The sequence below is a fragment of the Brachybacterium sp. NPDC056505 genome, assembly GCF_042794925.1.
Classification (GTDB): Bacteria; Actinomycetota; Actinomycetes; order Actinomycetales; family Dermabacteraceae; genus Brachybacterium; species Brachybacterium kimchii.
Window position 1 is genome coordinate 48,873 of sequence record NZ_JBHTSV010000014.1, and the last position, 18,621, is coordinate 67,493.

Consider the following 18,621-nt stretch of genomic DNA (forward strand, 5'->3'; position numbering starts at 1 on the left):
CGGCACGGCCCCGGGGCGGAGAGGCGGGCCGGATCTCCGTTGCCCGCTGGCCCGCGGAGTGATTGACTGGTCGTATGACTCAGGCCACAGACCTCATCGCCGAGGAGGCCGAGCGCTTCGCCGACGCCCTGCGCGGACCGGACCCCTCTGCCCCCGTTCCCACCTGTCCCGACTGGACCTCCGTCGATCTTCTGTGGCACCTCACCGAGGTGCACGAGTTCTGGGCGGGCGTGCTGGGCAGCGGCGCTCTCACCGATGCCGACGCCGAGTCGGTCGACAACGCGAAGGTGCCGCGCCCCGAGGGCCCTGGCGCCCGCAACCAGCTCGTCGAACGGCGCGAGCAGGCGACCGCCGCGCTCCTCGCCCAGCTCACCACGCGCGGCGGCGCCGAGGCCTGCTGGTCGTGGTTCCCCGCCGACCAGACCGTCGGCTTCACCCGGCGCATGCAGGTTCACGAGGCGACCGTGCACCGCGTCGACGCGCAGCTCACCGCGAACCTGCCGGTCACCGCGGTCAGCGAGGACGTCGCGACCGATGGCATCGATCACGCGGTGGGCGTCATGTGGGCCGCGAGCTGGGACTGGATCCCCGAGTGGGCGGAGGTCGAGCCGCTCGCCGTGCTCACCCTGCAGGTGCGCGACGGCCAGGGCGACGGGACCGGCGCGGGCATCGAGGTCGAGATCGCGCGCTGGCACGGGACCCGGCCGCGCGACGGCGAGAAGCTCTCGCAGCTGCTCGCCCGTCCGCTGCCCGCCGGGAACCAGGGCAGCGGAGACGGGAACGGGTCGTCCGACACCGTCGACGCCCTCCCCCGCGCGGTCGCGAGCGGTCTCGCCCCGGCGCTCTACCTGTGGCTGTGGGGCAGGGAGCGTGCGCTGGACGTGTTCGAGGACGGCCCGCAGAGCGTCGACCTCACGGGCGATGCGGCGGCCGTGCGGGCGGTGCGGGAGCGCGTCGCCCAAGGCGTGGACTGAGCGCGCGCGAGCGCGTTCACGCGCCCGCGGGCTCGGGCAGCAGGCTCTCGAGGGCCTCGGCGACGCCGTCGGCGCTGTTCTCGGCGCACACGCGATCGGCGACCGCGAGCACGTCCGGATGGGCGTTCGCGACGGCCCAGCCGGTGCCCGCCCACTCCAGCATGGGGATGTCGTTGGGCATGTCGCCGAAGGCCCAGACCTCGCCCGCGCTGATGCCGAGATCCGCGCACCACGTCTCCAGGGCCCGCGCCTTGGTCACGCCCGACGGACCGATCTCGGCGAGACCGCCCTCGCACGAGGTCGACAGCAGCGCCATGTCGCCGAGCAGCACCCGGACCCTTGCCAGGAACTCGCGCTCCCCCAGCTCGTCGCTGCGGGCCAGCAGCTTCCCGACCGGTCCGGGCACCTCCTCGATCGGGCCGACGGACGCCGCCTCCGTGCGCAGCACACCCGCCGGCGTGCCGCCGAGGTAGTCGGGTTCGCGGTGCGCGCCGCCGGCGAGCTCGGCGCTGAAGCGGATGCCGGGGATCTGGCGCAGCCGCGCAGCGATCTCCTGCACCGTTCCCGGCGCGATCGCGTGGTGGCTGCGCACGCGCCGGTTCGCCGCGTCGTAGACGAAGGCGCCGTTCAGGCAGAGCACCACGCCGTGGGCGCCGGTGATCCCCGCCAGCGCGTCGACCCAGCGCGGCGGACGGGCCGTGACCAGCACGGTCTCGATCTCGTGGTCCCACAGGGCCCGCCAGGTGCGGGCGGTGCGCTCGGTGAGGGCGCCCGCGTCATCGAGCAGAGTGCCATCCAGATCGGAGGCGACCAGACGGACCGGGGACATGCCCCGAGTCTACGGGCGACTACGGCCCGGCGGGCGTGCTCGGAGTGGTCTCGTGACCCGCGTCCCTCCGGCCCAGGATCCTTCGCCACCAGGAGGTTCGCCGCGGTGACGCGGCGGCCGTCGCGCGGTCCGCCTCGAGCTGCGCGCGCTCCTGCTCCGCCTGCGCCGCGCGCAGCTCCCGCCAGCGCGCCAGCGCCTCGTCGGTCTCCAGGGTCGGAGAGATCATGCGGGCCATGGGGTGCTCGAGCCGGTCGTCCATCACCCGCTTCGTGAAGTCCTCGGCATAGGCGCGCACCGCTGCCTCGTCGGGGAGCTCGACCAGGGTCTCGTCGCGCGCCGCGTACTCGCGTCGCAGCACCACCACCGTGGGCAGCATCGCCGACGGATCGACCTCGCCCTCGGCGATGCGCTGCTTGATCCACCAGTCGGGGTCGTGATGGGCGGGGAGCTTCAGGGGCTTGCCGCTGCCGGGGAGGTCGTCGAAGTCGCCGCGGGCCATGGCCTCCTCGATGGCGCCGTCGACCCATTTGCCGTCCCGGATCATCTGAGCCTCCTCGCGGATGGGCGCACGCTCTGGTGGGGAGCGGCGCGATGCGGCCCGTCGCGTGCTCGCGTCTTCGCGTCCTCGCGTCCTCTGATGCGCCCTTGTGACCCGATCCTCTCGCGGCGGCGGGCGGGAGTCCAGGGCGGCGGGTCGAGGCGCCGGTCGAGCAGAGCGCGATCTCAGCCGGCCGGATATCCGATGGACCCGCGACGAGCGGGTCCGTAGCCTCCGCGGGGTGAGCGTGCACGAGGACGAGATCCCGCTGACGGCCGCGGTCGCCGCCGAGTGCCTCGTCGCCCTGCGACCGGATCTCGCGGGGTGCAGCGTCCGCATCCTGCCCGCGGCGGGTACGACCAGCCACATCGTGCGGGTCGGGGACTCTCTCGCAGCCCGTTTCCCCCGTCGGCGGGCCGTTGTGGAGAAGGTGCGCCGGGATCTCGTACGGGAGCAGCGCGCGATGGCGGAGTTCGCCCGTGCGAGCCCGCTGACCGCTCCCGCTCCGGCGGGGTGGGAGGACCCGGACCCGGATTTCCGCTCCCCTGGTCCCTGCAGACCTGGGTGCCCGGGATCCCGGCGACGCCGCGCGGGATCGAGCACCGTGCCACCGTCTCCCGTCAGCTCGCCGCACTGATCGGGGCACTGCGCGACGCGGACCCCGGTGAGCGCCGGTTCTCCGGGAGCGGCCGGGGCGGTCGCCTGGCGGACCACGACGACTGGGTCTCCGAGTGCCTCCAGCGCAGCGAGCACCTGCTTCCCGTCGACAGGCTGCGGCGGATGTGGGATCGGGCCCGGTCGCTTCCGCGAGAGGATGCCGACGTCCTGTGCCACGGCGATCTGATCCCCGCGAACCTCCTGGTCGATGGGGCCGATGGGGCCGATGGGACTGATGGGGCCGATGGGGCCGACGTGACCGGCACCGCGTCCCGCCTGGTCGGTGTGCTGGACACCGGTGGATTCGGACCCGCCGACCCCGCTCTGGACCTCGTCGTCGCCTGGCACCTGCTCGATGCGGAGAGAAGGGCGGTGCTGCGCGAGCAGCTGAGGGCGTCCGATCTGCAGTGGGCGCGCGGGGCCGCCTGGGCGCTCGAGCAGGCGCTGGGACTGGTCTGGTACTACGAGCGCACGCTGCCGGCAATGGCCGACCTCGGCCGCACGACGCTCGGGCGGCTGCTGGAGGACCCCGTGCTGGCGTGACGCGCGAGCGATCAGGAGACGAGCCCGTCGCGGCGGGCGCGACGCAGTCCCTCCAGGCCCATCACGACGAAGGCGGGCTTGCGGAGGATCTGCTCCCCGAGCCGGTTGCCCTCGGCGGGCGCGAGGCGCGCGGCGAGATCGGGGCGCAGGGTGCGCAGGAAGCCCTCGGCGCGCACCGAGTGCAGGGGATCGCTCGCGAGCACGATGCGATCGGCGTCCTCGAGCAGCGGGAGCGCGTTGCGCACGTTCTCCCAGGTGGTGACGCTCTCGTCCTCGAGGACGAGGGGCCCGGCGTAGCCGCGCTCGGACCGGGCGAAGCGGGCCATGTGCTCGGCCTCGGAGACCTCGCCGTGCACGGCCCCGCCGGCCATCACGAGCAGGCTGCTCGTGGCCTGCGGGTCCCGGGACCGCAGGCCCACGTCGACCCGCCAGCGGTTCACCGCGTTGATGCGCTGGCCGGGATTGCCGTAGCCGAGCACCACGATGACCTCGCGGAGGCTCTCGGACCCGCCCGTCGGCCCCTCCTCGGGCCGTGCGCGGTCGGGATAGGACCCCTCGAGCTGTGCGCGTTCGGCACGGGCCGCGCGGGCGGAGAGCACCTCGCCCGCGGCGAGGACGCCCGCCACGAGCCCGATCGAACCCAGCGCGGCGAGGACCAGCGGCGAGCGCCGGTCTCGGCGAGCGTCGCGGGGACGGGCCTGCGATACGGGGGACACGCAGTGATCGTACGGGCGGGACCTGTGGCCGATGAGCGTGTTCGCCACCCGTTCACCTGGGCATCAGGCCCCGTCGGCGCGCGCCTCGCCCTGGAAGCCGATCTCGCGGAATGCGACCTCGAAGCCGAGCTTCTCGTTGATGCTGATCATCCAGGGGTTCACGTGCGAGTTCCAGGTGACCAGGCGCTCGAGGTCGGGGAACGCCTGCGTGAGCCGACGATGATTGGCGACCTTCAGCGCGAGGCCCAGGCGATGGCCGCGGTGGCCGGGCATGACCAGCGTGTTCTCCTGCCAGCCGACCGTCGTGCCCGCCGAGCTCTGGACGTGGATCTCGCTGTGGGCGGCGATGGACCCGTCGGGCGCCAGGGCGACGGCGATCAGCACGCGGGTGCCCGCGTCGGCCCGGCGCTTCTCGAAGGTGCGGATCCGCTCGGGCGTGTACTGCGGCGCCTCGTATTCGAAGTCCTCGTCGGGGTCGTCGAGATCGAGCTGGCGCAGCACGACGCCGAACGAGGCGAGGTGCTCCTCGGGAACCGCGTCGTCCCACAGGCGGATCTCGTACCCGTCGGTCTTCTCGGCGGCCTCGGCGGCGAGCTCGTCGAGCAGAGACGTCGGGACCGGGAGGGCGAGGGTGCGGCAGACGCCCATCGTCCGGCGCTCCAGGCCGAGACGCGCGGCGATGCGACGGGTGGGCAGGGCCGGGTCGTCGGGGTCGCCCTCGGCGGGGATCTCGCCCCAGTAGGACACCTGATGGCGGCCGGATGCGGCGATGGCTGGCCGCAGGGCCTGCTCGATCATGGCGGTCGCGACGCCGTGCCCGCGAAAGGCGGGGTGGACGACGAGCCCCAGGTCGACGGCGTCGAGGTTCTCCTCCAGAGCCAGATGGACCGTGCACAGGCCGACGACGCTCGCACCGCCGTCCATCGGCTCGACCTCGGCGACCCAGCGCTGCACGGTCCAGTAGGGGGTGTCGGCGAGGATCGCGCGACGCTGGGCCACGGTGTGCTTGTCGACCGCGCCGAAGAGGTCGCGGTCGTCGGCCTCGTGGAGCGCGTTCAGCTGCTCGAGCATGCCGGGCTCGTCGACGTTCAGCGGGCGGACGGTGATCTCCATGAGCGCCAGTCGACCACGCGGTGGGCAGTCCGTCCACAGATATACCCGCACAGGGCGCTTATGCCTGCACAGGGTGCTGGGAGCCGTCGACCACCCGCGAGGCGAGGTCGACGGCTGCGGCTCCGCAGCTGACGGTCAGGCAGCGGAGGTTCGACGCAGGCGAGTGTTGACGAACTCGCCCATGCCCCAGCGACCCAGCTCCCGGCCGAACCCGGAGCGCTTGACCCCACCGAACGGGAGCCCCGCAAGGGTCGTACCGTGCTCGTTGATGTAGGCCATCCCGACCTGCAGTCGGTCTGCGACCTCCTTCGCGCGCTCGAGGTCGGCGCCCCACACGGATCCGCTCAGGCCGAACGGCACGTCGCTCGCCAGCTGCACTGCCTGGTCGATGGATCCGTACTCGTGGATCACGGCGACGGGGCCGAAGATCTCCTCGGAATAGGCGTCCATCTCCGGCGTCACGCCCGAAAGGACGGCTGGACGCATGAACGCGCCGTCACCCTCGATCGCCTCGCCCCCGACATGCAGGTGCGCGCCCTGCTCCACGGCACGCGACACCTGCTCGACGACGGTATCCCGCGCGCCGACCGAGGACAGCGGACCCACGTCGACGCCCTCATGGGTCGGATCGCCCACGACAGCCTGTTCGAACGACGCGATGACCCTCGAGGTGAACTGTTGCGCCTGGTGATGGGCCACGATCATTCGCTTGGGCGAGTTGCAGGCCTGCCCGGCATTGGAGAGCCGAGCCGTGGCGGCGGTGCGGGCGACCTCGTCGATGTTCGCGTCCTCGAGGACGATGAGGGGGTCGGAGCCCCCCAGCTCCAGCACGACCTTCTTGAGGTTCTTCCCGGCTGTCTCGGCGATCGAAGCGCCGGCGCGCTCGCTCCCCGTGAGAGAGACCCCACGCACCCGCGGGTCGGCAATCATGCCAGCGATCTGCTCATGACCGGCGAAGACATTCGCATAGACACCGGCGGCGGCGCCCGCTTGGTGAAGGATGTCCGCCATCACCGACGACGATGCCGCACAGATCTCGGCATGTTTGAGGATGATAGTGTTCCCCGCGACCAGATTCGGGGCCGCGAAGCGCGCGACCTGGTAGTAGGGGAAGTTCCACGGCATCACCCCGATGAGGGGGCCGATCGGCTCCGTCTGGACCAGCGACTCCTGTGCCCCCTGGGGGTCGAGCTGTTCGCTCCGGAGGATCTCGGGACCGTGCGTCGCGTACCAACGGTAGATCGAACCCGCGAGCTGCGCCTCGCCGATACCCTGGGCGAGCGGCTTGCCCATCTCTTGGGCGATCAGCCGACCGAGCTCCTCCTGCCGCTCGTCGTAGGCATCGGCGGCACGCTCGAGGATCGCGGCGCGCTCTGCCGCCCCCTTGTCCCGCCATTCCGGGTATGCGTCGGACGACTGCGACAAGGTCCTCTCCACCCCTGCCTCGTCCAGGCCGTCATATTCCCTGATCGTCTGTCCCGTTGTCGGGTTGGTGGTCGTGTATCCAGCCATACGACCACGCTACGGGGAGGGGGCCACCGCCTGTAAAGGCCGGGCTGCTCGAGCTCGCACTCGTCCGTGGAGAGCCGGGGGGGGTCGCGACGGTGCGAGAACCCTGATGTCCAGGGAGTTTCGCGAATCGCCGTCGGACGTGCTCCCCTCCCCCGACCGCTTGACCGGACGGTCTGCATCTCGCGGCCCGGCGGAGGAGCGGGCTTCGTCGGCATCCGCCGGGGGCGCGCGCCGAGACGCGCGGGTTCGACGGGATCGACCCCCAGCTCGACGGAGGCCTGTGCCCTCGTGCCTCGTCGTCCCCGTAGCCTGTATCGGACGTCGCTCAGCACCGGCCCATCGGAGGTCCCCATGCCCGAGCTCACCCAGGGCTCCTTCCCGCATCTGCTCTCGCCCCTGGACCTGGGCCCGATCACCGTGCCGAACCGGCTGGTCATGGGGTCGATGCACGTCGGTCTCGAGGATGAGGAGGCCGACGCCCCGAAGCTCGCCGCGCACCTCGCCGAGCGGGCCCGCGGAGGCGTCGGGCTGATCGTCACGGGCGGGTACTCGCCGAACCTCAGCGGACGCCTCACCCCGCACGGTGCGCAGATCCGGCCGCGTCGGATGGACACGCACCGCCTGGTCACGCGGGACGTCCACGAGGCGGGCGGACGCATCGTCCTGCAGCTCCTGCACGCGGGCCGGTACTCCTTCCACCCCCTCGCGGCGGCCCCGTCGGCCGGGAAGTCCCCGATCACCCCGTTCCGCGCGCGGGCGCTCACCCGCGCCGGGGTGCGGCGCACGATCGCCGACTTCGCGCGGGCCGCGCGGGCGGGCGCCGAGGCCGGGTACGACGGCGTCGAGATCATGGGGTCCGAGGGATACCTGCTCAACCAGTTCCTCGCCCCGCGCACCAACCGCCGTCGGGACCGCTTCGGGCGTACCGCCGAGGACCGCCGCGCGGTGCCGCTGGCCGTCGCGATCGCCGTGCGCGAGGCGATCGGTCCGCGCGCCCTGCTCACCTACCGCATCTCACTGCTCGACCTCGTGCCCGAGGGCCAGGACTGGGAGGAGACGCTCGCGCTCGCCCACGCGCTCGAGGAGATCGGCGTGGACGTGCTCTCCACCGGGATCGGCTGGCACGAGGCCCGCGTCCCCACGATCGCGACGTCCGTGCCGTCGGGCGCATTCATCGAGGTCAGCCGGCGTCTGCGGGAGAGCGTCGACGTGCCCGTGGTCGCCTCGAACCGTCTGCACGACCCGCGCCTCGCCGAGTCCGTGATCGCCGACGGGTCCGCCGACCTCGTCTCCATGGCGCGCCAGCTCCTCGCCGATCCGCAGCTGCCCGCGAAGCTCGCGAGCGGGCGCGAGCGCGAGGTCGTCTCGTGCATCTCCTGCAACCAGGCGTGCCTGGACAAGGTGTTCTCCGGCGAGCGCGCGAGCTGCCTGGTGAACCCGCGCGCCGCCCGCGAGACCGAGCTGACCCTGCTGCCCGTGCCGGTGCCGCGCCGACGGCAGGTGGCGGTCGTCGGCGGCGGACCGGCAGGGCTCGAGGCCGCCGTCGCCGCGGGCGAACGCGGCCACGTGGTCACCCTGTTCGAGGCGTCCTCGCAGCTCGGAGGTCAGTTCCTGTTCGCCTCCCGCATCCCGGGCAAGGAGGCGTACGCCGAGGCGCTGCGCTCCTGGCGGACGCGGCTCGCCGCCGAGGGCGTGGACGTGAAGCTCGAGACGCGGCCCGACGCGGAGGCCCTGCGCGGCTTCGACGACGTCATCATCGCGACCGGGGTCCGTCCGCGCGTGCTGGATCTCCCCGGATTCGCGACGGCGGAAGTGCCGGCGGCGCGCGACAGCGCGGACGGAACGTCGACGAACGAGGCCGGGGCCGAGGGCCCCCAGGTGCTGAGCTACGCCCAACTGCTGTCGATGCCGCGCCACGAGGCCCTCGCGGCGGTCGGCGAGCGCGTCGCCGTCATCGGCGCCGGCGGCATCGGCGTGGACGTCGCCGAGTTCCTCACCGCCCCCGAGCCGTCCCTCACCGAGGACCCGCCCGCCTGGCGCGAGCGCTGGGGAATGGCGGACCCGGCCGCGTTCCGCGGAGGCCTCGCCCCGTCGGCCGCATCGACACCGACCACAACGCCCGCCGGGCTCGCCCCGTCGGCCCTCGCCGTCGCGGACCGACCCCGGACGGAGGCGACCTCCTCCGTCGCGACTCGCCCCCGCGATGTCACGGCCCACCCCCGCGAGGTCCACCTGCTGCAGCGCAAGAGCTCGAAGATCGGGAAGGGACTGGGCCGCACGACCGGCTGGGTGCACCGCGCCGAGCTGCGCCACGCCGGGATCATCGAGCACCGCGGCGTCGCCTACCGCAGCGTGGACGCCGCCGGTCTGCACGTCACCGAGGGACTGCCCGAGGGCCGGCCCGAAGAGCAGGACGCGGAGTCCCGGGAGCGCGTGATCGCCGTGGACACCGTCGTGATCTGCGCGGGCCAGGTCTCCGAGCGCACCCTCGCCGACGAGTTGCTCGCCCTGCAGGGCGAGGATGCGCCGCGCGTGCATGTCATCGGCGGGGCCGACGTCGCCGCCGAGCTCGACGCCGAGCGCGCCATCCGCCAGGCCGTCGAGACCGCCGCCGCGCTCTGAGGCCGCCGCCGGGCCGAGGTCGGCCGGGCGGGCCCGGCCCGAGCTCGCGCGGGCGGTCACGTCCGCCTCTTGCTACCGTGCTGATCGGCGCTCTCGCGCCGCATCCAGTCCACGTGGAGGAGATCCCGCCATGCCCGCTGCCGCCTTCCCGCGGATCGTCCTCACCGACTTCGACGGCACCTTCGCCGACCACGGCGTCGTGCCCGAGTCCCACATCGAGGCGACCCGCCGTGCCCGCGCGAACGGGCACACGGTGCTGCTGAGCACGGGCCGGGCGATCTGCATGGTGCCGCGCGCCGTGCGCGAGCTCTTCGACGGCGCGATCACGGGCGCCGGAGCGGTCGTCGAGATCGGCGGCGAGCGCCTGTGCGACCACCTGGTGCCCGAGGACGTCGGCCGACGTGCGACCGAGGTGCTGCTGGACCACGGCGTCGGCTTCGCCCTCGAGGCCTCCGACGCGATCTTCACGACCCCGCACACCGCGGAGGTGATGCGGGCGCGGCTCTCCGACGGCGGACGCGCCGAGCGCAACGCCCGCGAGATCCTTGCCTCCGTGCAGACCCCGGACGATCTCACCGCCCACCGCTTCGCGAAGATCTCCGTGTGGGGCAGCCCGGTCCCCATGGAGGTGCTCGCGCGCGAGATCGGGCCCGCCCTGCGGCCACTGCCGAACTCCGTGGCGACCGACGAATCCCACGCCGGAGAGCTGCAGCTGGTCGACGTCGACAAGTCCGACGGCATGCGGCTGATCCTCGAGCACCTGGGGGCCGACGTCTCCGCCGCGATCGCCGTGGGCGACGGCACGAACGACCTGGGCATGCTCGAGGCGGCCGGCACCGCGGTCGCGATCGACGGCGGCGCGTCGGCCCTGCTCGAGCACGCCGACCTCGTGGTCCCACCGCCGAGCGGGAACGGCTTCGCCCTCGCCCTGGACCGGCTCGGACTGCTCTGACCGCCCGGGCCCGTCGGCCCCTTCATCTCCTTCACTCCCAGCTCCTCCACTCCCCCGCCCCTTCCTCGTCTCCGACTCCCCTCCTCCCCACCCGTCCCACCGAAAGGACCGGCCCATGCGCCCGCTGCACCTCGAGAACGCGACCGTGATGGTGACCGGCGCGAGCTCCGGCCTGGGCGTCGAGTTCGCCCACCAGCTGGCGGCCCGCGGCGCCGACCTCGTGCTCGTCGCCCGCCGCGCCGACCGCCTCGCCGAGGTCGCCTCGCAGATCGGCTCCGCGCACGGCGTCACCGTCACGACGCTGACCATGGACCTCGCGCGCGAGGGCGCCGCGGCCGCGCTGCGCCGCGACCTCACCCAGCGCGGCATCACCCTCACCGGGCTCGTGAACAATGCGGGCTTCGGGTACTCCGGCGCCCTGCACCAGGTCGACGACGAGCGCACCCTCGAGATGGTGCGCCTGAACGTCGACGCGCTCGTGGACCTCACCGCGACGTTCCTCCCGGACCTGCGCGCGAGCGGGAACGGGATCCTCGTGAACCTCGCGAGCCTCGCCGCCTTCCAGCCGAACCCCGGCCTCGCCGTCTACGGCGCCTCCAAGGCCTTCGTCCTGAACTTCACCCAGGCGCTGTGGGAGGAGTCGCGCTCCGCCGGTCTGCGTGTGCTCGCCCTCTGCCCCGGCCCCGCGAAGACCGAGTTCTTCGAGGTCGCGGGCGAGGCGGCCGCGGCGGGCCTGCCGCGCATGGAGCCGGACGAGGTCGTCGAGGCCGCCCTCAAGGCGCTCTCGCGGCGCCACCCGCCGTCGACCGTGGTGCCCGGGATGGCGAACACCGCGATGGCGCAGCTGACGCGTCGCGTGCTGCCCACGCGTCTGGTGGCCTCCACGGTGGGCCGGATGATGCGGCGCGGCGAGGTGCTCGGAGAGGCGCGCGGCCAGGAGCGTTGACCCTCCCCTCGGGGCAGGGACCAGCGTGCGGGGTGCGGGAGATCCCCGCACCGGAGAACCCGGGGCATCATGCCCGGGCGCACCGCCCGGCACGACGAGGAGCCGCACGATGGGAACCGACGGACAGGACGCTCGCAGACGCATCGCAGCCGAGGACGTCCTCGGCATCGGGGAGCTGGCCCGCCGCAGCGGGCTGAGCCCGAAGGCGCTGCGCCTGTACGACGCCTCCGACCTGCTGCCGCCGCGGCACGTGGACCCGTTCACGGGGTACCGACGCTACGGCGCCGACCAGGTGGGGCGCGCCCTGCTCATCGCCCGTCTGCGCGGACTCGGCATGGGGCTCGAGCGGATCCGCGTGATCTGCGACCTCCCCGTGGACGCCGCCGGCCAGGAGCTGCGCTCCTGGTGGCTGCAGGAGCAGGCCGACGCCCGCACCCGCAGCGCCGAGGTGGCCTCGCTGCTCACGGACCTCCGGACGCTCCCGAAGGAGGAGAGTCCCATGACCACCGACCACACCGAGCGCAGCGCGCTCACCGGGCACACCGCTGATCGCACGACCGCATCCGCCCCCGTCCGCGTCGCGCACGTCCTTGAGCAGGGCGCCGTGCGCGCGACGCAGCAGGACGCCGTGCACATCCAGGACCTGCCGGGCGAGCGCCTCCTGCTCGCGATCGCCGACGGCTTCGGGGCCGACGACGACCTCTCGGGGCGCCTGCTCGACGCCCTCGGCGAGAGCCTGCGCACGGCACTCAGCGGCGCGGACCCCGATGACGGCGCCGGCTCGGGCGAGACCCCCGACCCCGACGTCCTTACCGCGCTCGAGTCCGCGTGGGCCGCGCTGCCGGGCCTGCTCCCGGCCGACGGCGCCTCCGGCGCAGCCCTCATCGGGGCGGTCCTCGACGGCGAGCGCCTCGTGCTCGCCCACCTCGGCGACGGCCGCGCTCTGCTGGTGCGCGAAGGGCACGTGGAGCCGCTGACCAGGGATCACACGCATGTCGCGTCGCTGGTGGCGGCGGGGAGGCTCACCGAGGAGGAGGCCGCGGCGGATCCAGGGCGCGCCGTGCTGAACCGCGCGCTCGCGGTCGGTGCCCCCACCGCGCCGGACCTCATCATGCGCACCCTCGTCGCGGGCGACCGGCTCGTGCTCACGAGCGACGGGATCCACGCGGTCCTGAGCCCGGAGGTGCTCGGCGAGGTACTGCTCGCCGGCGCCGCGCCGGAGCGGACGGCCCAGGACCTGTCCCGTCGGACGCTCGAGGCGGGCGCGCCGGACAATCTCGCCGCGATCGTCGCCGACCTCGGCTGAGCGGGCGCGGGCCGGCGCCGGGCGCGCGCGGCCCCACGCTCACCCCTCGCTCTGGGCGTCCTGCAGGACCTCCTTGGCGATGGGGCCGGCGGTGGTCGCGCCGTAGCCGCCGTCCTCGACGAAGGCCACCACGACCACGTCGCCCTGGGCGACGACGACCCACGAGTGGAGCTTGTCGTCCCCGTTCTCGTCGGTCCACTCGGCGGTGCCGGTCTTGCCGATGATCTGATCGCCCTTGACGTCCCCGAAGGTGCTCTTGAGCGTGCCCTCGGTGACCACGCCGTGGAGCATGTCCTGCAGCTGGGAGGTCTCGTCCTCCGTGAGCGGGTTGTCGGCCTCGGGGGCCTTCGAGTCGTCGTCCGCGAGGATGCGCGGCCGCACCGTCGAGCCGCTCTGGATGCTCGAGAGCACGGTCGCCATGCTCAGCGGCGAGGTGAGCACGCGGCCCTGGCCCATCATGTCCGCGGCATGCTCGACGCCCGAGTCGTCGGGGTCGACCTTCCCCATGAAGGCGCTGCTGAGCCCCTCGGGCGCGTCCTGGCCGATGCCCAGGGTGGTCGCGGCGTCGGCCAGCTTGTCCTGGGAGACCGTGTCGTACTGCAGCAGCATCGCGGTGTTGCAGGAGTGCGCGATCGCGGTGGCCAGGGACATCTTCCCGAACAGGCTCTTGTCCATCGAGTCGGCGTTCTTGAAGGAGCGGCCCTCGACGCTCGCGGTCGCGGGGCACTCGACGGTCGTGTCGGGGGTGTCGCCGGCGCGCAGCAGGGACAGCGCGGTCACGGTCTTGAAGGTCGAGCCGGGCGCGTACTGGCCGACGAGGCCCACCGGGTAGGACTGGCCCGTCGGTCCGAGCGCTGAGGCCAGGACGTCCCCGGTCGAGGGCTGCATGACGACGACGGCGCTCGCGGAGTCCTGGTCCGCGATGGCCTCGGTGGCCTTCTTCTGCAGGTCGGTGTCGAGCGTGGTCTCCACGTCCTTGCCCGCGGTCGCGTCCGTCGCATGGAGCTTCCGCTCCTTGCCGGTCTTCGAGTCCGCCGCGACGACCTCGACGCCCGGTGTGCCGACGAGGGAGTCGCGCTCGGCCGCGGCGACCCCGCCGCTGCCCACCATGTCGCCCTCGACGATCGTGCCGTCGGACTCATCGATGTCCTCCTTCGTGGCCTCGCGCAGCGAGCCGAGGACGCCCGGGGCGAAGTCCTTGGTGACCGCGAGCGGCTGGGTCTCCTTCTCCTCGTGGTACCCGGGGACGTCGGCCGCCTTCCCCAGCGGGTAGTCGTCCACGGCGCTCTCGCGGATCGTGAGGGCGGGGACGAAGGCCTTCTCCCCCGCGCTCTTCACGGAGGCGGCGAAGGTGTCGGCGTCGATGCCGAGGAGATCGGCGAGCTTCTTCGCGGCGTCCTGCTGCTGGTCGGCGTCGACCTGGGTCTTGTCGATGCCGAGCACACGGACCTCGCGCGGGCCGTAGAGGTCGTCGCCGTCGCGGTCGGTGATCGAGCCGAGGTCGCCCTGGACGGTGCGCAGCGAGACGGTCTCGTCAGCCGTGAGGTCAGGGGCGAGCTCGGAGGGATCCAGGCTCGCGGCCCAGGTGTCCCCGTCCTCGGTGAGGGTCGCGGTGGTGGTGTAGTCCCAGGTCCCGGCGTCGTGCGGGAGGGTCCAGCTCCAGTCGAGGGTCGCCGTGCGCGTCCCGTCGTCCTCCTTCTCGACCTTCGAGACGTCGACGCTGGGCGCCTTCCCGGTGGCGTCCTGGAGGTCGCCGAGGGCCTTCTCGCGCTCCTTCTTCGCGTCGGACGCATCGGTGCCCGTGAGCGTCACGCCGCTGAAGTCACCGCTCGCGAGGGCTGCGGCCAGCGTCTTCGCCTCCTTCGACCCGTCGCCCGCGCGGTCGCGGACGATGAAGAAGGCGGCGATCAGGGCGAGGACCACCACGGCGGAGATCCCCGCGATGATCGGCCCGCGACGACGGCGGGTGGGTGTGGACTCGGAGGGGGAGGAAGCAGACGCCATGCGCTCCATCGTCCTGCACCCTGCTGGGATCCGTCCACAGATGCACAGGACCTGCACGGCGCGGCGGATAGGTTGGAGGGGTGAGCGACCACCAGCCGCCCCTCCGGTCCGCCGCCCTCCGGGCGGCGGCGCCCGTGGCGGCGCGCGCGATCGTCGGGACCCGCCGGCTCGTGCTGGCCGACGCGCTGGTCGGTATCACGCTCACCCTCGTCCTCGCGGTGCCCCTGGCCTCGACAATCTCCATCGGTCTCTGGGGGGACCAGCTCGCCGGCGAGCCCACCGGCAATCCCGACGACGGGATCGGAGTGTTCCTCGCCTGGCTCGGCATGAGCCTGCTGGCCCTGGTCCTCGCGGCGCTCCTGGCGATCGCGGCGCTCGTGCTCGACATCCTGGTGCTGATCCGCTCCCTCAAGCTCACCACCGGACGCCTCGGGGCGGTGGTGCGCGGAGGTCGCCGGCTGCTGTTCGCGCTGCTCGGCGCCTGCGGGATCGCCACGACCCCCGTCCTCGGCCTGCTCTGCCTGGTGCCCGCGCCGGTGCTCGGACCCGGGACGGCAACCGACTCCGTGCTGCTCGTCCTGCTGGGTCTCGCGTTCGTCGCGCCGATCATGTGCCGCCTGCTCATGATCGCGTTCTCCCACGAGCTGGCGATCATCGGCCTCGCGGCGCCGCCGCAGGCACGGCAGATCACCGCAGGCCCGCACCCGTAGACCCGCACCCCTAGACTCGGGCCATGCCCCGCGTGCTGCACACCGCCCAGGCTCTCGTGGACCTCGTCGTCGAGGTGCCCGCGCTGCCGCCGCGCGGCGGCAACGTGAACGCCGCCGACGCCCGTCGCTTCGCCGGCGGCGCGGTGAACATCCTGGTCGCCGCCGCCCGCGCCGGCGCCGTGGCCGTCCACGGGGGCGCCCACGGCACCGGGCCGAACGGGGACCTGGTGCGCGAGGCCCTCGCGGGCGACGGGGTCGCTCTCGCGACCCCGCCGATCGAGGACGAGGACACCGCCGAGTGCATCGTCCTGGTCGAACCGAGCGCCGAGCGCACCTTCGTCACCGGCTACGGCGCCGAACGGCGCATCACCGCGGCCTCCCTCGCCCGGCTGGACCCGCAGCCCGGCGATCTGCTGTGCCTCTCGGGCTACAGCTTCTTCCCGCCCACCCGCGACCCGCTCCTGGAGTGGCTCGAGCAGATCCCACGCGGCGTCGAGGTCGTGCTGGATCCCGGCGCGCCCTTCGCCTCCTTCGACGAGGAGCTGCGCGAGCGCGTGCTGCGGCTCGTGACCGTGTGGACCTCGAACGCGGACGAGGCGCTCGCGCTCACCGACCGCGACGGCATCGAGGACACCCCGGAGGCCCTCCACCGGCGGATCCGCCCGGGAGGCGTCGTGATCGTGCGCGACGGCGAGCGCGGCTGCACCGTCTTCCATCACGGCCGCGGCACCGCGCTGCCAGGGTTCCCCCAGCCCCCCGTGGACACCAACGGCGCGGGAGACGCCCACACCGGCGTGCTGCTCGCGGAGCGCGCCCTCGGCGCGGACTGGGAGACCGCGGCGACCCGCGCGAACGCGGCCGCGGCGATCAAGGTGACCCGGCGCGGGCCCGCGACCGCGCCCACGCGCGCCGAGGTCGACGCCTTCCTCGCGTGAGCGGACGGGCAGGCGGGCCGGGTGCCCGATCGGGCCGGGCGCGTGGGGCGGGACGGGTGCGCGAGTGAGCGGAGCGACCCCGGCTGAGCGCGTCGTCCGATCCGCGGTCCCGCCCGCCGGACGCACTCAGGATCTGTGGGGTGGGACACGTTACGATGGCGTAGCCCGATCGCGGACGCACGCATCGGCGACCCCCACCTTCGACTTCCTCCGCGGTGCTGACGCGCCGTCGGCCCTCGTGCGCCGACGCGACGTCCGCTGCCGCGGACGCCTCATCGGCCCGCCCACCGCACGAACACCGCACCACGCCCCTCACGTCACCACGCCCCGTCCGTCGCCCCATCACGCGACCACGCCATCACGCCACCACGTCTTCGAGGAGGAGCATCCATGGCGGCCCAGCCCGACCTCCATGCGTCGTCCCCGCGCACGCTCACCCTGCACGACTTCACCGCCACCTCGATCACCGGCGAGGAGGTCCCGCTCGAGCGGTACCGCGGGCAGCTCGTGCTCGTGGTGAACACGGCCTCGCGCTGCCTGTTCACCCCTCAGCTGCGCGACCTCGAGGACCTTCACCGTAGGCACCACGACGAGGGATTCTCCGTCCTCGGCTTCCCCTCCGACCAGTTCCACCAGGAGCTCGAGGAGGATGAGCAGATCGAGGTGTTCTGCTCCGACAACTTCGACGTCACCTTCCCGATGTTCTCGACGGTGAAGGTCAACGGCCCCGAGGCGCACCCGGTGTTCTCGTGGTTGCAGACGCAGAAGGGCGGTCTCATCGGGGGTCGCATCAGCTGGAACTTCACGAAGTTCCTGGTCTCCCCCGAAGGCCGGGTGCTGCGGCGCTATGCGCCGCCCGTGCCGCCCTCGCGCATCGAGCGCAGGGTCCGCGAGGAGCTCGGGGCCGGCGGAGCCTGACGCGACCTGGGCCGATCCCCTCCCCACTGGTAGCGTGACCTGAGTCCCATCCGGCGCGATCGCGCCGGATGCACATGCACAACGAGAGGGGATCCCATGGAGGGGGCCATTGCCGTCCTCATCGTGATCGTCGTCCTGGTGGTCGTCCTGGCCATCCTTGCGGCGCTTCTGTTCGGGGGCCTGCGCACCAGCATCATGTTCACGGTGCACACGCAGGAGAACGTGATCGTCGAGCGCTTCGGGAAGTTCAAGCGCGTCGCCACGCCCGGCCTGAACGTCAAGGCGCCGTTCGTCGATTCCACGACCCGGCCGATCTCGCTGCGCATCCAGCAGCTCGAGGTCAACATCGAGTCCAAGACCAAGGACAACGTGTTCGTGACGGTGCCGGTCGCGGTGCAGTACGTCATCAAGGAGGACCAGGTCGTCGACGCCTACTACCGGCTGTCGAACCCTGAGAACCAGATCCGGTCGTACGTCTTCGACACGGTGCGCTCGGCGCTCTCGGGCCTCGAGCTCGACGAGGCGTTCGAGTCGAAGGACGACATTGCCCGCAGCGTCGAGAACACGCTGAGCGAGCGCATGCGCGAGTTCGGCTTCAACATCGTCAACACCCTGGTGCAGGACATCTCGCCCGACCAGCGTGTGCGCGACTCGATGAACTCGATCAACGCCGCCCAGCGGGACCGCGTCGCCGCGCAGTCCCTCGCCGAGGCCGACAAGATCAAGCGCGTCACCCAGGCCGAGGCGGAGGCCGAGTCCAAGCGCCTGCAGGGTGAGGGCGTCGCCGCGCAGCGCAAGGCGATCGCCATGGGCATCGCCGAGCAGTACGAGATGCTGCGCAAGGTGGGCATCGAGTCCAGCGCGGAGCAGCTGCTGCTGATGACGCAGTACTTCGACACCATGCAGGACGTGGCCCGCAACGGCCGCTCCAACGTGCTGTTCCTGCCTTCGAACCCCGGCACCGTCGGGTCGATGGGCGATGAGATCCGCACTGCGATGCTCCAGGCGCAGGCCGCGCAGGACGCCTCGGACGCCGGCGAAGGACACGCGTCCGCGCAGGCCGACGCGGGTCGCCGCGAGCAGGCCGAGGCGGCCCGTCGTGCGGCCGCCTCGCGCGCCGCAGAGGCCAAGGCCGATGCGCAGCGCGCCGCCCAGAACGCCCAGCAGCAGGCCCAGGGCGGGAACGGCGGCAAGGGCGGCCAGCAGCCGCCGTGGGCGCACCCCGGCCAGCAGGGCTGACACCGCAGAAGCGGGCGGGCGCCGCCCGCCCCGCCCCGGTCGCGGATCCGGTATCGCATCGGGGCGAGCATTCGGCGCAGCAGGAGGTCGGGTCACGTGCCATATGG

General features: G+C 72.9%; 16 protein-coding genes. 10 read left to right on the forward strand and 6 right to left on the reverse strand.

The window, feature by feature from the left end; all coding sequences use genetic code 11:
• Positions 1-74 precede the first annotated feature (74 nt).
• A complete protein-coding gene (locus tag ACFQ53_RS09610; RefSeq protein ID WP_377858745.1) occupies positions 75-974 on the forward strand; it encodes a maleylpyruvate isomerase N-terminal domain-containing protein in 900 nt (299 codons plus the stop codon).
• 16 nt (positions 975-990) lie between these two features.
• Here the strand turns inward: ACFQ53_RS09610 and ACFQ53_RS09615 are convergent, their stop codons facing one another.
• Positions 991-1,803, reverse strand: a complete 813-nt coding sequence (locus tag ACFQ53_RS09615; protein WP_249478565.1) for an HAD family hydrolase — start codon at positions 1,801-1,803, stop codon at positions 991-993.
• A 19-nt stretch (positions 1,804-1,822) separates the two neighbouring features.
• Positions 1,823-2,347, reverse strand: coding sequence for a DUF1992 domain-containing protein (locus ACFQ53_RS09620; RefSeq protein WP_377858749.1), 525 nt, complete (start codon positions 2,345-2,347; stop codon positions 1,823-1,825).
• A 558-nt stretch (positions 2,348-2,905) separates the two neighbouring features.
• On the opposite strand from ACFQ53_RS09620, the gene ACFQ53_RS09625 reads away from it, so the two are divergent.
• A complete protein-coding gene (locus ACFQ53_RS09625; RefSeq protein ID WP_377858751.1) occupies positions 2,906-3,541 on the forward strand; it encodes a phosphotransferase in 636 nt (211 codons plus the stop codon).
• Between the two features lie 11 nt (positions 3,542-3,552).
• On the opposite strand, the gene ACFQ53_RS09630 is transcribed toward ACFQ53_RS09625, so the two are convergent.
• The 3 genes from ACFQ53_RS09630 to ACFQ53_RS09640 all read right to left on the reverse strand — a co-directional run bounded on the left by ACFQ53_RS09630 (position 3,553) and on the right by ACFQ53_RS09640 (position 6,882).
• Positions 3,553-4,257: a YdcF family protein gene (locus ACFQ53_RS09630; RefSeq protein WP_377858753.1), complete on the reverse strand. Its 705-nt coding sequence runs from the start codon at positions 4,255-4,257 to the stop codon at positions 3,553-3,555.
• A gap of 63 nt (positions 4,258-4,320) precedes the next feature.
• A complete protein-coding gene (locus ACFQ53_RS09635; RefSeq protein ID WP_377858756.1) occupies positions 4,321-5,370 on the reverse strand; it encodes a GNAT family N-acetyltransferase in 1,050 nt (349 codons plus the stop codon).
• 135 nt (positions 5,371-5,505) lie between these two features.
• The gene (locus ACFQ53_RS09640) at positions 5,506-6,882 is read right to left on the reverse strand and encodes an NAD-dependent succinate-semialdehyde dehydrogenase (RefSeq protein ID WP_377858759.1); all 1,377 of its coding nucleotides are present in this window, start codon (positions 6,880-6,882) and stop codon (positions 5,506-5,508) included.
• A gap of 351 nt (positions 6,883-7,233) precedes the next feature.
• Here ACFQ53_RS09640 and ACFQ53_RS09645 point away from each other — a divergent pair, with 351 nt between their 5' ends.
• From ACFQ53_RS09645 to ACFQ53_RS09660, 4 genes are all read left to right on the forward strand, one after another.
• Complete coding sequence (locus tag ACFQ53_RS09645) at positions 7,234-9,504, forward strand: FAD-dependent oxidoreductase (protein ID WP_377858762.1); 2,271 nt, start codon at positions 7,234-7,236, stop codon at positions 9,502-9,504.
• A 130-nt stretch (positions 9,505-9,634) separates the two neighbouring features.
• Entirely contained in the window at positions 9,635-10,456 is an 822-nt protein-coding gene (locus ACFQ53_RS09650; RefSeq protein WP_377858764.1) for an HAD-IIB family hydrolase, read from the forward strand.
• 115 nt (positions 10,457-10,571) lie between these two features.
• Positions 10,572-11,402, forward strand: a complete 831-nt coding sequence (locus ACFQ53_RS09655) for an SDR family NAD(P)-dependent oxidoreductase (protein WP_377858767.1) — start codon at positions 10,572-10,574, stop codon at positions 11,400-11,402.
• Between the two features lie 109 nt (positions 11,403-11,511).
• Positions 11,512-12,708, forward strand: coding sequence for a MerR family transcriptional regulator (locus ACFQ53_RS09660; RefSeq protein ID WP_377858770.1), 1,197 nt, complete (start codon positions 11,512-11,514; stop codon positions 12,706-12,708).
• A 39-nt stretch (positions 12,709-12,747) separates the two neighbouring features.
• Here the strand turns inward: ACFQ53_RS09660 and ACFQ53_RS09665 are convergent, their stop codons facing one another.
• Positions 12,748-14,712 carry a penicillin-binding transpeptidase domain-containing protein gene (locus ACFQ53_RS09665; RefSeq protein WP_377858773.1) on the reverse strand — a complete coding sequence of 655 codons (1,965 nt, stop codon included), beginning with the start codon at positions 14,710-14,712 and terminating at the stop codon, positions 12,748-12,750.
• Positions 14,713-14,792: 80 nt separating this feature from the next.
• On the opposite strand from ACFQ53_RS09665, the gene ACFQ53_RS09670 reads away from it, so the two are divergent.
• The 4 genes from ACFQ53_RS09670 to ACFQ53_RS09685 all read left to right on the forward strand — a co-directional run bounded on the left by ACFQ53_RS09670 (position 14,793) and on the right by ACFQ53_RS09685 (position 18,514).
• Positions 14,793-15,422 (forward strand): hypothetical protein, encoded by a 630-nt coding sequence (locus tag ACFQ53_RS09670; protein ID WP_377858776.1) that lies wholly within the window; start codon positions 14,793-14,795, stop codon positions 15,420-15,422.
• A 23-nt stretch (positions 15,423-15,445) separates the two neighbouring features.
• On the forward strand, positions 15,446-16,357 hold the full coding sequence (locus ACFQ53_RS09675) for a PfkB family carbohydrate kinase (RefSeq protein ID WP_377858779.1): 912 nt from the start codon (positions 15,446-15,448) through the stop codon (positions 16,355-16,357).
• Between the two features lie 390 nt (positions 16,358-16,747).
• Entirely contained in the window at positions 16,748-17,275 is a 528-nt protein-coding gene (locus ACFQ53_RS09680) for a glutathione peroxidase (protein WP_377858782.1), read from the forward strand.
• 96 nt (positions 17,276-17,371) lie between these two features.
• The gene (locus tag ACFQ53_RS09685) at positions 17,372-18,514 is read left to right on the forward strand and encodes an SPFH domain-containing protein (protein WP_249478552.1); all 1,143 of its coding nucleotides are present in this window, start codon (positions 17,372-17,374) and stop codon (positions 18,512-18,514) included.
• Positions 18,515-18,621: the final 107 nt, after the last annotated feature.